The 12,628-nt window shown below is 62.7% G+C and carries 15 protein-coding genes; 12 read left to right on the forward strand and 3 right to left on the reverse strand.

The window, feature by feature from the left end; all coding sequences use genetic code 11:
* Nucleotides 1-64: 64 nt before the first annotated feature.
* Nucleotides 65-469, forward strand: a complete 405-nt coding sequence (locus NJLHNGOC_RS13880; RefSeq protein WP_113596929.1) for a CopG family transcriptional regulator — start codon at nt 65-67, stop codon at nt 467-469.
* A gap of 97 nt (nt 470-566) precedes the next feature.
* Here NJLHNGOC_RS13880 and NJLHNGOC_RS13885 read toward each other — a convergent pair whose 3' ends face one another.
* Together NJLHNGOC_RS13885 and NJLHNGOC_RS13890 are read right to left on the reverse strand one after the other, a co-directional pair.
* Complete coding sequence (locus NJLHNGOC_RS13885) at nt 567-1,868, reverse strand: nucleotide-binding protein (protein WP_165837944.1); 1,302 nt, start codon at nt 1,866-1,868, stop codon at nt 567-569.
* 23 nt (nt 1,869-1,891) lie between these two features.
* On the reverse strand, nt 1,892-2,170 hold the full coding sequence (locus NJLHNGOC_RS13890; RefSeq protein ID WP_113596905.1) for an HU family DNA-binding protein: 279 nt from the start codon (nt 2,168-2,170) through the stop codon (nt 1,892-1,894).
* Nucleotides 2,171-2,383: 213 nt separating this feature from the next.
* On the opposite strand from NJLHNGOC_RS13890, the gene trbB reads away from it, so the two are divergent.
* Genes trbB through NJLHNGOC_RS13945 form a run of 11 tightly spaced genes read left to right on the forward strand, consistent with a single transcriptional unit; the run spans nt 2,384 to nt 11,731 of the window.
* Complete coding sequence (gene trbB, locus NJLHNGOC_RS13895) at nt 2,384-3,352, forward strand: P-type conjugative transfer ATPase TrbB (protein WP_113596906.1); 969 nt, start codon at nt 2,384-2,386, stop codon at nt 3,350-3,352.
* On the forward strand, nt 3,349-3,675 hold the full coding sequence (locus NJLHNGOC_RS13900) for a TrbC/VirB2 family protein (RefSeq protein ID WP_113596907.1): 327 nt from the start codon (nt 3,349-3,351) through the stop codon (nt 3,673-3,675). Before trbB ends, NJLHNGOC_RS13900 begins: the two co-directional genes overlap by 4 nt.
* On the forward strand, nt 3,675-3,941 hold the full coding sequence (locus NJLHNGOC_RS13905) for a VirB3 family type IV secretion system protein (RefSeq protein ID WP_113596908.1): 267 nt from the start codon (nt 3,675-3,677) through the stop codon (nt 3,939-3,941). Before NJLHNGOC_RS13900 ends, NJLHNGOC_RS13905 begins: the two co-directional genes overlap by 1 nt.
* A 7-nt stretch (nt 3,942-3,948) precedes the next feature.
* On the forward strand, nt 3,949-6,375 hold the full coding sequence (gene trbE, locus NJLHNGOC_RS13910) for a conjugal transfer protein TrbE (RefSeq protein WP_113596909.1): 2,427 nt from the start codon (nt 3,949-3,951) through the stop codon (nt 6,373-6,375).
* The gene (gene trbJ / locus NJLHNGOC_RS13915; protein WP_113596910.1) at nt 6,372-7,118 is read left to right on the forward strand and encodes a P-type conjugative transfer protein TrbJ; all 747 of its coding nucleotides are present in this window, start codon (nt 6,372-6,374) and stop codon (nt 7,116-7,118) included. Before trbE ends, trbJ begins: the two co-directional genes overlap by 4 nt.
* Nucleotides 7,118-7,390 (forward strand): putative entry exclusion protein TrbK-alt, encoded by a 273-nt coding sequence (gene trbK-alt / locus NJLHNGOC_RS13920; protein WP_113596911.1) that lies wholly within the window; start codon nt 7,118-7,120, stop codon nt 7,388-7,390. Before trbJ ends, trbK-alt begins: the two co-directional genes overlap by 1 nt.
* Nucleotides 7,391-7,394: 4 nt before the next feature.
* Complete coding sequence (trbL, locus tag NJLHNGOC_RS13925) at nt 7,395-8,654, forward strand: P-type conjugative transfer protein TrbL (protein ID WP_113596912.1); 1,260 nt, start codon at nt 7,395-7,397, stop codon at nt 8,652-8,654.
* A 2-nt stretch (nt 8,655-8,656) separates the two neighbouring features.
* Nucleotides 8,657-9,337 (forward strand): conjugal transfer protein TrbF, encoded by a 681-nt coding sequence (gene trbF, locus NJLHNGOC_RS13930; protein ID WP_113596913.1) that lies wholly within the window; start codon nt 8,657-8,659, stop codon nt 9,335-9,337.
* Entirely contained in the window at nt 9,337-10,323 is a 987-nt protein-coding gene (gene trbG, locus NJLHNGOC_RS13935; RefSeq protein WP_113596914.1) for a P-type conjugative transfer protein TrbG, read from the forward strand. The genes trbF and trbG overlap by 1 nt, the downstream gene beginning before the upstream one ends.
* Complete coding sequence (locus tag NJLHNGOC_RS13940) at nt 10,320-11,480, forward strand: TrbI/VirB10 family protein (RefSeq protein WP_113596915.1); 1,161 nt, start codon at nt 10,320-10,322, stop codon at nt 11,478-11,480. Before trbG ends, NJLHNGOC_RS13940 begins: the two co-directional genes overlap by 4 nt.
* On the forward strand, nt 11,477-11,731 hold the full coding sequence (locus tag NJLHNGOC_RS13945) for a DUF2274 domain-containing protein (RefSeq protein WP_061471321.1): 255 nt from the start codon (nt 11,477-11,479) through the stop codon (nt 11,729-11,731). Before NJLHNGOC_RS13940 ends, NJLHNGOC_RS13945 begins: the two co-directional genes overlap by 4 nt.
* On the opposite strand, the gene NJLHNGOC_RS13950 is transcribed toward NJLHNGOC_RS13945, so the two are convergent.
* Nucleotides 11,649-12,599: a LysR family transcriptional regulator gene (locus NJLHNGOC_RS13950; RefSeq protein ID WP_113596916.1), complete on the reverse strand. Its 951-nt coding sequence runs from the start codon at nt 12,597-12,599 to the stop codon at nt 11,649-11,651. The two genes, NJLHNGOC_RS13945 and NJLHNGOC_RS13950, sit on opposite strands and share 83 nt — an antisense overlap.
* Between the last annotated feature and the right edge of the window lie 29 nt (nt 12,600-12,628).

A 12,628-nucleotide genomic window follows, 5' to 3' on the forward strand; every position in this document is an offset into this window, starting at 1 on the left:
AAGTTACCAGTCACAATCCTCAATCATAAGGCGGCCTCAAACGGCCGGTTACGCTGTGACTGCTATGCGGATCAAGCATACGATCCGGCTACCGGCTGATCTTAGCGCAAAATTAGCCGATTACGCTGCTCGCAAGAAGGTGCCGCAGGCACTGATCGTGGAGACGGCCTTGGCATCGTTCCTGTCGCCGGATGGACCCGAACGGCTGGAAGCGGCGTTGGCCCGGCGACTGGACCGGATGACGCGGCAGCTGGAGCGCATGGAGCGAAGAGTCACGATCTCGAACGAATCATTGGCCGTGTTCGTGCGGTTCTGGCTTACCAGCACACCGCCGTTGCCCGACGCGGCTTTGGCTGCGGCGCAGAGCAAGGGGCGCGAGCGCTATGATGGATTTATCGAGGCCGTCGGACGTAGGCTCGCAAGAGGGAAGATGCTGGACGACGAGGTAAGAGCAGATTTGAAATCGTAAACATTAGATATGCGGTAGTAGAATAACCTCCGTTTCCCAAAGTTTCTTTTCCTTACATTGTGTATTGGAAGTGGCTACTTTATAAAAATAATCGTCTTTATGAAAACCAATTTGCGCGTTGGGTCATATTATGACGATCGTAAATTTCGTTCATAAAACGAGAAATAATATCTTCTGCATTATCCAATTCTGTAATTTCTGTAGTATATTCTAGGCTATCGTAAGGGCATGTTTTATTTTGAAGTGAAGGTGAGGATCTGTAATCGGGCAAGATCCACCCTTTAGTGCCGCCGATGGAGATTTCCCATTTAAGAGGAAAAGAAATCCCGAGTGATTTTAAAAAATCAAGCTGAGACGCCAGCCCGTCTCGCAGCCCTTCTAAATTGAGATAAAGAAGTCTTGATGATTGCCTGCGTAGCATGTCGACGGTAGCAGTGTCTCGAGACCATATTTCGCCTTCTCGATCGCATAGAACGATGGAAGTGATCTCCACATGGTCTGCATGATCACCAGCACGGATTGTTAATCCCTTCCCATAAGGGCTATCGCAATAACTTAAATTGGTTTGTCCAAATATCGGAAGGGGTTTTGTGACATTAAAGGCGCGTTCAAATATTTCCACATCACACTTTTTTTGGGAATAAACAGGTCGTAAAAATGTCCATGCCCAAAGTCCATTAGACCAGCGGGCGGGGAGGAGAGTATCCCGCGCTCCGGTCGCAGGATACATCTCTGCTATCGTATCGAACGGTCCGAGCAAAAGTCCACCCGGGCGCCCAATGTGCCATTTTTCAACGAACTCTTCAGGTTGAGTGTCATATGGTATATATAAATTTTGTTCGGATATTATAAGGGATAAAGCGTTTTTGAGAGTTTTTGTTAGATTTATCTTTTCATCATTTTTCTTTATTTTCCTATTCTCTATCGCCTTTCCGCAGTTATCTTCGCCAATGTTGAACTGGATAGGATGGCGCAAATGCCTTAAATCAAAGGGCAGGTCATATTCGGTAGGTTTGCCGTAATTTCCGTTCATAACACAAATGATGCGTGCATCTGAAAGTTTTGCCAGAGCGTACCCATACTCAATGAGAACATTAGGGTTGGGTGTCTTTCTAGGACCTTCTCTTTCGTTTTTTGAACACGACTCTCCCACAAAAGTTAGGTCCGCTACAAAAATATCTGATTCAGAAATTTTTTCTAATATTGTTTGAACTATAGGAATGGTTCCTCCACGACCTTTAGTGTCGCTGTCGATAACAACATCCGTTCGGTGAGCTTCTTCTACAATCAAATCTGTGGAAATTTCCTTCGCGGCTTGCTTTAAAGCTTCCTCTATAAATGACTTGCCGTATTGGGTGGGGATATCCGATTGCCAAGAAAAAAATACATTTATTCCCAATATATTTACTCCATCTTTCTAATTTATATATTCTTACATTGTGCTTTTAGCACCGGACTGGCCTTGAAACGCACGGTCTTGCCAGCCTTGACCTTCACAGGCTCACCGGTGCGGGGATTGAGCGCCTTCCGGGCCTTGGTCTTGTGGACCGTGAACGTCCCGAAGGACGGCAGCGTGAACCCGCCCTCCTGCTTCAGCTCGGCGACAATAGCCCCGACCAGATCATCGGCGGCCTTGGTGGCGGCAACGCCGGTGCAGGCAAGGGAATCCTGAAGAACAGCGGCAATGAAGGCTTTGCTCATGCGGGCGCAGGTCCGTGTCGTGGTCGATTCCAGAAAACGGTAGCAGCGCCCTGTCGCCCCGTCACCGCCCAAACGGCGACACACCCCTATGCAAGTTCTTCTATCCCGGCGCCCTACGGCCCCAGAGACTTGTTGCGCTGGCGTGTCGCTGCCTCTTTCTAATCAACCCCGCTGATCAACCGCCTCTCACGGGAGGCCAATCACGGGTTTCCGATGACCATTGCGCCTTTCCGCTCTGAAGCCGTCGCCCGAGGCACGCGCATGCTGCGCACCGCCCTGGGTTCGGCCATTGCCGGTCATCTCGACGATCCTTCGATCGTCGAGGTGATGCTCAATCCCGACGGTCGATTGTGGATCGACCGGCTCGCGGGCGGGATGGAGGATACCGGCATGCGGATCGCGCCCGCCGACGCCGAGCGCATTGTCCGCCTGGTCGCCCATCATGTCGGCGTCGAGGTGCATCCCGGCCGCCCGCGCGTTTCCGCCGAACTGCCGGGAAGCGGGGAGCGGTTCGAAGGGTTGGTGCCCCCGGTGGTGGCCGCACCCTGCTTTGCCATCCGGCGTCCGGCGGTCGCGGTGTTCTCGCTCGACGGTTACGTGGCTGCCGGGATCATGACCGCCGCACAGGCCGCGTTTCTGCGCCGCGGCGTCGCCGAGCGGCAGAACATCCTGGTCGCCGGCGGCACCTCCACCGGCAAGACCACGCTGGTCAACGCCCTGCTGGCCGAGATCGCGCAGACCGGTGACCGGGTGGTGCTGATCGAGGACACCCGCGAACTGCAATGCGCGGCCCCCAATCTGGTCGCCCTGCGCACCAGGGACGGCGCGGCCTCGCTCTCCGACCTGGTGCGCTCGTCGCTGCGCCTGCGCCCCGACCGGATTCCGATCGGTGAGGTGCGTGGCGCCGAAGCGCTCGACCTGCTCAAGGCCTGGGGCACCGGCCATCCCGGAGGCGTGGGCACCCTGCACGCTGGGTCGGCGATCGGTGCCCTGCGCCGGCTGGAGCAACTGATCCAGGAAGCCGTCGTCACCGTGCCGCGCGCCCTGATCGCAGAGACCATCGACGTGATCACGGTGCTGTCCGGGCGCGGCAGTGCGCGCCGGCTGGCCGAACTCGCCACCGTCCAGGGCCTGACCCCGGACGGGGACTACATTCTCACCCCCGCCGGAGATCCGTCATGACCAGCATGATCGCCCTGCGCCGTCGCTTTGCCGTGGCCGGCGCCATTCTCTCGCTCGCCCTGCTGTCGGCTCCGGCCTACGCCGCCGGTTCGAGCATGCCATGGGAGGAACCGCTCAACCAGATCCTGGAAAGTGTGCAGGGGCCGGTGGCCAAGATCATCTCGGTGATCATCATCACCGTCACCGGCCTGACCCTGGCCTTCGGGGAAACCTCGGGCGGGTTCCGCCGCCTGATCCAGATCGTCTTTGGCCTGTCGATTGCCTTTGCCGCGTCCAGCTTCTTCCTGTCCTTCTTCTCCTTCTCGGGCGGGGCGCTGATCTGATGGAGCCCGACAGCATCCCCGGCTTCACCGCCCCGGTGCATCGCGCCCTGATCGAGCCGATCCTGCTCGGCGGTGCGCCGCGCACGGTGGCGATCGTCAACGGCACGCTGGCGGCGGCAATCGGGCTCGGCCTGCGGCTCTGGATTGTGGGCGGGGTCTTCTGGCTGGTCGGCCATCTCGCCGCCGTCTGGGCTGCGAAGCGCGATCCCGCCTTCGTCGACGTGGTGCGCCGTCACCTGCGCTATCCCACCCATCTGGTCGGGTGAGGGCGTCATGATGAACCTCGCCGAATATCGCCATCGCCGCGATCGCCTCGCCGATTTCCTGCCCTGGGCGGCGCTGGTCGCCGAGGGCGTGGTGCTGAACAAGGATGGTGCCTTCCAGCGCATCGCCCGCTTTCGCGGTCCGGACCTGGAGTCCTCGACCGCGTCCGAACTGGTCGCCATCACGTCACGGCTGAACAATGCCCTGCGCCGGTTGGGCTCCGGCTGGGCGCTCTTCGTCGAAGCGCAACGCCGCCCGGCACGGGGCTATCCGTCTGGCCCGTTCCCCGATCCCGCCTCCGAACTGGTCGACGCCGAACGCCGGGCACAGTTCGAGGAAGAGGGCGCGCATTACGAGAGCCATTATTTCCTCACCCTGGTCTGGCTGCCGCCAGCGGACGATGCCGCCCGTGCGGAAGCCTGGCTCTACGAGAACCGCGCCCGTGGTGGTTCGGACTGGCGGGCGGTGGTCGCAGGCTTCATCGACCAGACCGACCGGGTGCTGGCGTTGCTCGACGGCTTCATGCCCGAGGCCGATTGGCTCGATGACGGCGAGACCCTGACCTATCTCCATTCCTGTATCTCCACGCGCCTGCAGCGCGTCCGGGTGCCGGAAATTCCGATGCACCTCGACGCGATCCTGGTCGACGAGGAACTGACCGGCGGACTGGAGCCGCGCCTGGGTGACGCCCATCTGCGCACGCTCACCGTGACCGGCTTTCCGACCCAGACCTGGCCGGGGCTGCTGGACGAACTGAACCGGCTGGCCTTTCCTTATCGCTGGTCGACGCGGGCGATCTGCCTCGACCGCACCGATGCGACCAGGGTGCTGGGCCGGATCCGGCGGCAATGGTTCGCCAAACGCAAATCGATCATGGCCATCCTCAAGGAGGTGATGACCAACGAGGCGTCGGTGCTGGTGGATTCCGACGCCGCCAACAAGGCGGCCGACGCCGATGCCGCTTTGCAGGAACTCGGCACCGACCAGGTCGGGCAGGCCTATGTCACCGCCACCGTCACGGTCTGGGACGAGGATCCGGCCGTCGCCGCTGACCGGCTGCGACTGGTCGAGAAGACGATCCAGAGCCGCGACTTCACCTGCATGCGTGAGACGGTGAACGCCATAGAGGCCTGGTTCGGCAGTCTGCCGGGCCATGTCTACGCCAATGTCCGCCAGCCCTGCGTCTCGACCCTGAATCTCGCCCATATGATCCCGCTCTCCGCCGTCTGGGCGGGGCCGGAGCGGGACGGGCATTTCGATGCGCCACCGCTGTTCTATGCCCGCACCGAGGGTTCGACCCCGTTCCGCTTTGCACTCCACGTCGGCGATGTCGGCCACACGCTGATCGCCGGGCCGACGGGTGCCGGCAAGTCCGTGCTGCTGGCCTTCATGGCGATGCAGTTTCGTCGCTACGCCGGCGCCCGGATATTCGCCTTCGATTTCGGTGGCTCGATCCGCGCGGCCACGCTGGCGATGGGCGGGGACTGGCACGATCTTGGCGGCGCGCTGGCGCAGGACGGGAACGATTCCGTCGCGTTGCAGCCGCTGGCGCGGATCGACGAGCCGGGCGAACGGGCCTGGGCGGCGGAATGGGTAGCGACCCTGCTGGAGCGTGAGGGCGTCACCGTCGTCCCCGACCTCAAGGACCATCTGTGGTCGGCGCTGACCTCGCTGGCCTCGGCCCCGGTCGCAGAACGCACGCTCACCGGCCTGTCGGCGCTGCTCCAGTCGCTTGCGCTGAAGCAGGCCCTCCAACCCTATTGCGTTGGCGGTCCGTGGGGCAGCCTGCTCGACGCCGAGCATGAGCGTCTGGGTGTCGCCGATATCCAGTCTTTCGAGATCGAGGGGCTGATCGGCTCGGGTGCGGCGTCCGCCGTGCTGTCCTATCTGTTCCACCGCATCGAGGACCGCTTCGACGGCAGCCCGACGCTGCTGATCATTGATGAGGGCTGGCTGGCGCTGGACGATCGCGCTTTCGCCGGACAACTCCGGGAATGGCTGAAGACGCTGCGCAAGAAGAACGCGTCCGTCATCTTCGCCACCCAGTCGCTGGCCGATATCGACGCCAGCCCGATCGCGCCAGCGCTGATCGAAAGCTGTCCGACACGGGTGTTCCTGCCCAACGACCGGGCGCTGGAGCCGCAGATCACCGCGATCTATCGTCGCTTCGGGCTGAACGACCGCCAGATCGAGATCCTCAGCCGGGCGACGCCCAAGCGTGACTATTACTGCCAGTCCCGGCGCGGAAACCGACTGTTCGATCTCGGCCTCTCCGAGGTGGCGCTGGCCTTCACCGCCGCATCTTCGCCCGACGACCAGGCCGCCATCGACCGGATCTTCGCCCGGCATGGGCGCGACGGGTTTGCGGCTGCCTGGCTGGCGCACAGGGGTGTCGAGTGGGCGGTGGAGATGCTCAAGCCGGGAGGATCGTCATGAAAAAGAGTCTGACAAGAAAATCGGCTTTCCTGTTCGGCGCTGGCCTGGTGCTGCCGTTTGCCAGGAGCGCGCCGGCCCATGCGCAATGGGCGGTCTATGACGCGGCCAATCATGTGCAGAGCGTCCTGATGGCGGCGCGGGAATTGCAGCAGGTCAATCAGCAGGCGCAGAGCCTGCTCAACGAGGCGACCATGCTGGAGAACCAGGCCCGCAATCTCGCCACTCTGCCGCTCTCGGTGCTCGCACCGCTGGAGCAATCAATCCAGCAGACCGAGCAGATCGTCGGCCAGGCGCAGGGGCTTTCCTACAACCTGACCAGCATCGATCAGGCCTTCACCCAGACCTATCCCCAGGCGCTGGGTAGTCCGACCTCAGCGGCGCAGATGACCGCCGATGCCCAGACGCGATGGCAGAACGCGCGGGGCGCCTATCAGGACGGGCTGCGGGTGCAGACCGGCGCGGTGCAGAATCTTGATGCCACGCGCAGCCAGATCGACAGTCTGGTGACGTCGAGCCAGTCCGCGACCGGCGCCTTGCAGGCCGCGCAATCAGGCAACCAGCTCTCAGCCCTCCAGACGCGCCAGCTTGCCGACCTCACCGCCGTCGTTACGGCGATGGGCCGCGCCCAGGCGCTGGAAGGCGCCCGTCAGGTCGAGGGCGAGGAGCAGGGCCGCGCCCAGCTCGCGAACTTCCTCGATTACGGCGCCGGCTACACGCCCGGCACCGCGCAGATGTTCCACTGATGCGCCCGTTCCGTCTCTCCCTGCCGATCGTCTTCCGGCTCGTGGCCGTCGGGCTGGTCGTTCTGATCCTGGTCGCCGCCAGCCTGCATCTCCGGCACGTCCCCCATGACGTCGGTGTGCCCGATCTCGGGCCGCCGGGATCGCGTGACCGGTTGGCCACCGGTCTGGCGCGCTGCCAGGCGCTCGGCATGAAGGCTGACGGCGATCCGGCCTGTGCTGCGATCTGGGCCGAGAACCGCAAGCGCTTCTTCGCGCCCGACGCGGCACGGTGACGCCATGCAGCAGGGCACCGGCGTCATCGACAATTTCCTTGCCATCTTCACCCAGTATATCGATTCCGGGTTCGGTCTGGTGCAGGGCGACGTCCACTGGCTCGCCGGTATGCTGATTGCGATCGACATCACGCTGGCCGGTCTGTTCTGGGCGCTGGCCCCGGATGAGGACGTGCTGGCGCGGCTGATCCGCAAGACCCTGTTCATCGGCCTGTTTGCCTTCATCATCGGCAATTTCAACGGGCTGGCACGGATCATCTATGAATCCTTCGCCGGGCTGGGCATCGAGGCCGGTGGCGGGCATCTTACTCAGGCGCAACTGCTCCAGCCGGGACGACTGGCGCAGGTCGGCATTGATGCCGGCAAGCCGATCCTGACCTCGATTTCTTCGCTGGTCGGTTTCGTCGCCATCTTCAACAACGCGATCCAGATCGCCGTGTTGCTGATCGCCTGGCTGATCGTGGTCATCAGCTTCTTCGTCATGGCGATCCAGCTCTTCGTGGCGCTGATCGAGTTCAAGCTGACCACGCTCGCAGGCTTCGTGCTGGTGCCCTTCGGTCTGTTCGGCCGCACCGCCTTCCTCGCCGAGAAGGTGCTGGGCAACGTCGTGTCGGCCGGGATCAAGGTTCTGATGCTGGCCGTCATCGTCGGCATTGGTTCGACGGTGTTCGGCCAGTTCACCAGTGGCTTCAACAACCCGCCGACCATCAATGATGCGCTGACCCTGATCCTCGCGTCCTTGACGCTGCTCGGTCTGACCGTGTTCGGTCCGGCGCTGGCCAACGGGCTGATCGCCGGTGGTCCGCAACTGGGCGCGGGATCCGCTGTCGCCACGGCCGCCGGGGTCGTTGGTGCCGGTGTGGCCGCCGCATCAGGGGCCGGACTGGCTGTGGGAGCGGCGGCCGCCGCCGTGCGGGGCGGCGCTTTTGTCGCGGGTGGCACGACCGCCGCCTATCGGGCCGGCGGCGCGGCCGGTGTCGCCAAGGCCGGAATGTCCGCCGCCGCCAGCCCGTTGAGCAGGGCCGCAGCCAGTGTCCGCACCAGCTATCAGGCCGGCGGGGCTGCCGCGACCGGCGGGGCGGGTGGTGCGACCGCTTCTGGTGCTGGCGGTGGAGCAGGGGCGCCCGGCAAGCCGCCAGCCTGGGCCAACCGGATGCAGCGCAACAACCGGATCAGGGGCGGGGCGGACGCCGCCGCGCAGGCGATCAAGGGTGGCGACCGGCCCAGCGGTGGCCATGACGTCGATCTCTCGGAAGGAGAATAGCCATGTTCCGCCGCCCCACCATACGGTTCGGCAAAACGCCGGAGCCGGAAACGCCCTATCACAAGGCAGCACAAATCTGGGACGACCGCATCGGTTCGGCCCGCGTTCAGGCGCGCAACTGGCGGCTGGCCTTCTTCGGTTGCCTCGCTTTGAGCGGCGGTCTGGCTGCCGGCTTGGTCTGGCAGTCGGCACGCGGCACCATCACCCCGTGGGTGGTGCAGATCGACCGGCTGGGCCAGGCGCAGGCCGTGGGTCCGGCGACGGTCGCCTATCGGCCGACCGATCCGCAGATCGCCTGGTATCTGGCGCGCTTCATCTCCGAGGTGCGCGGCATCCCCGCCGATCCGGTGGTGCTGCGGCAGAACTGGCTCGATGCCTATAACTACGTCACCGATCGCGGGGCGCTGGCTCTGAACGATTATGCCCGCACCAATGATCCCTTCAGCCGGATCGGCAGGATGCAGGTGGCGGTCGAAATTGCCAGCGTGATCCGCGCTTCCGACGACAGCTTCCGGGTGGAGTGGATCGAGCGCCGCTATGTCGACGGCGCGCTGGCGTCCACCGAGCGCTGGAGCGCGATCCTCACCATCGTTGTCGCCACACCCACCGACGCCGAACGGCTGCGCAAGAATCCGCTCGGCATCTACATCCACGCCCTCAACTGGTCCAGGGAGCTCGGCTGATGCGCACCCTCAACACCATCGCACCGCTCATGATCCTGCTGGCGCCGCTGGCGGCCTGCTCCTCATGGAAGCCGCCTACCATCAGATACGACGATACGCCCCGGCAGGCAGTTCTTACGCCTGATCCGCCCAAGCCGGTGCGGGTGGTGGCACTCCCCGAGCCCTTGCCGTTGCCGGGGCAGCTCAAGCCGATCCCATTCCGGCATGCGGCGCCGGAACCGACGGATCCCCATCAGCGGGTTGAGCGTGCCAACAATGCGGCGCGGATCCAGCCGACGCGGGCCGGCTATCTCAATGCGATCCAGGTCTATCCCTTTTCCGAAGGCGCGCTGTATCAGCTCTATGCCGCACCCGGCGAGATCACCGATATTGCGTTGCAGCCCGGCGAGAAGCTGGTTGGTGCCGGCCCGGTCGCCGCCGGTGACACCGTGCGCTGGATCATTGGCGACACGGAAAGTGGGGCAGGCGCGTCGAAACGCATTCATATCCTGCTCAAGCCGACCCGGCCGGATCTCACCAGCAATCTGGTCATCAACACCGACCGGCGCACCTACCATCTGGAACTGCGCTCGGACGAGCGGACCTATATGGCCTCGGTGTCGTGGGACTATCCGCAGGACCAGATCGTTGCCCTGCGCGGTCAGGATCAGGATTCTGATCTTGGCACTCCGGTTGCGACCGGCGTCGATCTCGACGCGCTGAATTTCCGCTACCGGATCGAGGGCGACGAGGCGCCGTGGCGGCCATTGCGGGCCTTCGATGACGGGCGGCAGGTTTTTATCGAGTTTCCGACCGGGATCGCTCAGGGCGAGATGCCGCCGTTGTGGGTGATTGGCCCGCAGGGCGACGGCCAGTTGGTGAACTACCGGGTGCGCGGTAATCGCATGATCGTCGATCGCCTGTTCGCCGCCGCCGAGTTGCGGCTGGGTGCGAAGCACCAGCAGGTCGTGCACATCGTCCGTACCGACGGGACGCGGCGGTCATGAGCGAAAGCGCGGGGCGCGGTGGTGCCGAGACGCCAGGGGCGTCCGTCAGACTGCCGGGCGAGATGCGGCTGCGGATAACGCGCCCGCCGGTCACGCGTCTGTCGCGCAAGGTGATCCTCGGTCTGTCGGTCGTTGCTGTGACCGGTGTCGGCGGCGCGCTCTATCTGGCGTTGAAGCCGACGCCTCCGAAGAGCAATACCGAACTCTATAATACTGGCAGCCGCACCACGCCGGACGGGCTGGCCAATCTGCCGGGCGACTATACCCATCCGCCTCGGCTCGGGGCTCCGTTGCCCGGTGATCTTGGTCGGCCGCTGCTCAAAGCGGGTGTTGGCGCTCCCGGCATTGCGACACCGGCGGTGCCTGCCGATCCGGAGAAGCAGCGTATCGCCCAGGAACAGGAAGCGGCGCGGGTCAGCCGCCTGTTCACCCAGACGCAGATGGGGCGGGATGTCGCAGCGCCGACGACGGCGGGCACGACGGCAACCCCGCCCAGTAGCGTTGCTACCGATCGCAAGCAGGTGTTCCTCGATGGGCCGGTCGATCACCGCACCGTCAGCGCTGAGCGGTTGGTACCCGTTCCCAGCCCTTACGTGCTCCAGGCGGGATCGGTCATTCCCGGTGCGCTGATTACCGGCATCCGCTCCGACCTGCCGGGCGAAGTCACGGCGCAGGTGACGGAGAATGTCTATGACAGCCCGACCGGCCATATTCTGCTGATCCCGCAGGGCGCGACGCTGATCGGCCGCTATGATTCCCAGATCTCCTATGGCCAGAAACGGGTACTGCTGGTCTGGATCCGGCTGATGCGCGGTGCGAATGATTCGATTGTGCTGGAGAACGAGCCGGCTGCCGATGCGGCAGGGTTTGCCGGATTGCAGGACCAGACCGACAACCACTGGGGCGAGGTGTTCAAGGCAGCGTTGGTCTCGACCGTGCTCAGCATCGGCTCCGAGGCCGATATCAGCGGCGGCAACGGCATCGCCCAGGCGTTGCGCACCGGCGGCTCACAGGGCTTCAACCAGATCGGCGAGCAGATCGTCGGACGTTCGCTGAATATCCAGCCGACCAACACAATCCGGCCGGGCTTTCCGGTGCGGGTGATGGTGCATCGCGATCTGGTTCTCTCTCCATACGAAAAGGAGGCATCGAAATGACGAAGCTTAGGCTTGGGCCGATTGAGAATGACAAACCGGTGCGGCTGACCATTGAGCTGCCAGCCGCCGTACATCGTGATCTGGTTGACTACGGGCGGTTGCTGGCGCGTGAAAGCGGTCAGGTCGAGATCACGCCACCGAAATTGATCGCGCCGATGTTGGCTCGTTTCATGGAGGGGGATCGGGCTTTCCAACGTCGACGCCGCGCGCAAAAGAAGGAGGCGAGCGGGTCCGGGTCAGCGTGCGCATGAAGCTTACAAATCGACCAAGGAAAGCATCCTCGGATTCGGCACGCCAGGCCAAATGTACATTGAAGCTATCGTCGAGGCCCGATATCGGGCGAAATGCGAGGCCAGAGGGCAGAAGATCACGACACGCGGTGTTGGTTAGCCCAATACCCGCGCCGGAGCGCACTTGCGACAAAAGAGTAATTATCCCGCCTGTATGGACCACGAGATGCCCATGTTGATCAAATGCGTCGAGTTTAAAATGGTTGCGTCGTTCTTCATGTGGATCGACTGGGACCAGAAGTCGCTCCTTCATGATCTTGGCTATTGGTAGAGTGGGCAGCTTCGCCAAGTGATGCTCCTCTGGCAGAACCGCGAGAAGCTTGTCATTATATAAAATGAACGACGCCATAGTGTCGTTGATTACACAATCCGGTAAAATTGCTGCGTCAACGTGTCGCTTGACCAGCGAAGCAGCTATGCTTTCGCCGTCGGGTACGTAGAGGCCAATGCGCGTTCTTGGATGGCGCTCGTTCCAAGCCCGAAACCACGCCTCAATTGTGGGATGAAGTGGCGGCCGCGCGACCCCAATACGGATTTCACCGTCCGGCAAATCAGCTTCATTGGCTATAATGGTCACGAGATGATTGGCTTCTGTCATGATTCGACGAGCATGCCGGAGAACCTGCCGCCCGGGCTTGGTGACCACGGTCCCCCCTGTGCCCCGTTCGAAAAGCGTGATTCCCAGCGAGTCCTCGATCCGCGTCAGGCGGCGGCTCAGTGCGGCGACGGATACGTCGAGAGCAGTGGCAGCACGGCCCAGACTATGGGTGGCGTCGAGAACGAGCAGGCTATGAAGGTCGCGTAGACTCAATGAATGGAAGCGTTGCATCACCAATTCATCCCGTCGATCTTATGATT

The organism is Novacetimonas cocois, assembly GCF_003311635.1.
Classification (GTDB): Bacteria; Pseudomonadota; Alphaproteobacteria; order Acetobacterales; family Acetobacteraceae; genus Novacetimonas; species Novacetimonas cocois.

What these genes read in the sequence shown, in the direction of transcription:
- trbE (WP_113596909.1), top strand. Translation starts at nt 3,949, where the DNA reads ATGATGAACCTCGCCGAATATCGCCATCGCCGCGATCGCCTCGCCGAT.
- NJLHNGOC_RS13890 (WP_113596905.1), bottom strand. Translation starts at nt 2,170, where the DNA reads ATGAGCAAAGCCTTCATTGCCGCTGTTCTTCAGGATTCCCTTGCCTGC.
- trbB (WP_113596906.1), top strand. Translation starts at nt 2,384, where the DNA reads ATGACCATTGCGCCTTTCCGCTCTGAAGCCGTCGCCCGAGGCACGCGC.
- NJLHNGOC_RS13945 (WP_061471321.1), top strand. Translation starts at nt 11,477, where the DNA reads ATGACGAAGCTTAGGCTTGGGCCGATTGAGAATGACAAACCGGTGCGG.
- NJLHNGOC_RS13900 (WP_113596907.1), top strand. Translation starts at nt 3,349, where the DNA reads ATGACCAGCATGATCGCCCTGCGCCGTCGCTTTGCCGTGGCCGGCGCC.
- NJLHNGOC_RS13905 (WP_113596908.1), top strand. Translation starts at nt 3,675, where the DNA reads ATGGAGCCCGACAGCATCCCCGGCTTCACCGCCCCGGTGCATCGCGCC.
- NJLHNGOC_RS13940 (WP_113596915.1), top strand. Translation starts at nt 10,320, where the DNA reads ATGAGCGAAAGCGCGGGGCGCGGTGGTGCCGAGACGCCAGGGGCGTCC.
- trbJ (WP_113596910.1), top strand. Translation starts at nt 6,372, where the DNA reads ATGAAAAAGAGTCTGACAAGAAAATCGGCTTTCCTGTTCGGCGCTGGC.
- NJLHNGOC_RS13880 (WP_113596929.1), top strand. Translation starts at nt 65, where the DNA reads ATGCGGATCAAGCATACGATCCGGCTACCGGCTGATCTTAGCGCAAAA.
- trbF (WP_113596913.1), top strand. Translation starts at nt 8,657, where the DNA reads ATGTTCCGCCGCCCCACCATACGGTTCGGCAAAACGCCGGAGCCGGAA.
- NJLHNGOC_RS13950 (WP_113596916.1), bottom strand. Translation starts at nt 12,599, where the DNA reads ATGCAACGCTTCCATTCATTGAGTCTACGCGACCTTCATAGCCTGCTC.
- trbK-alt (WP_113596911.1), top strand. Translation starts at nt 7,118, where the DNA reads ATGCGCCCGTTCCGTCTCTCCCTGCCGATCGTCTTCCGGCTCGTGGCC.
- trbG (WP_113596914.1), top strand. Translation starts at nt 9,337, where the DNA reads ATGCGCACCCTCAACACCATCGCACCGCTCATGATCCTGCTGGCGCCG.
- trbL (WP_113596912.1), top strand. Translation starts at nt 7,395, where the DNA reads ATGCAGCAGGGCACCGGCGTCATCGACAATTTCCTTGCCATCTTCACC.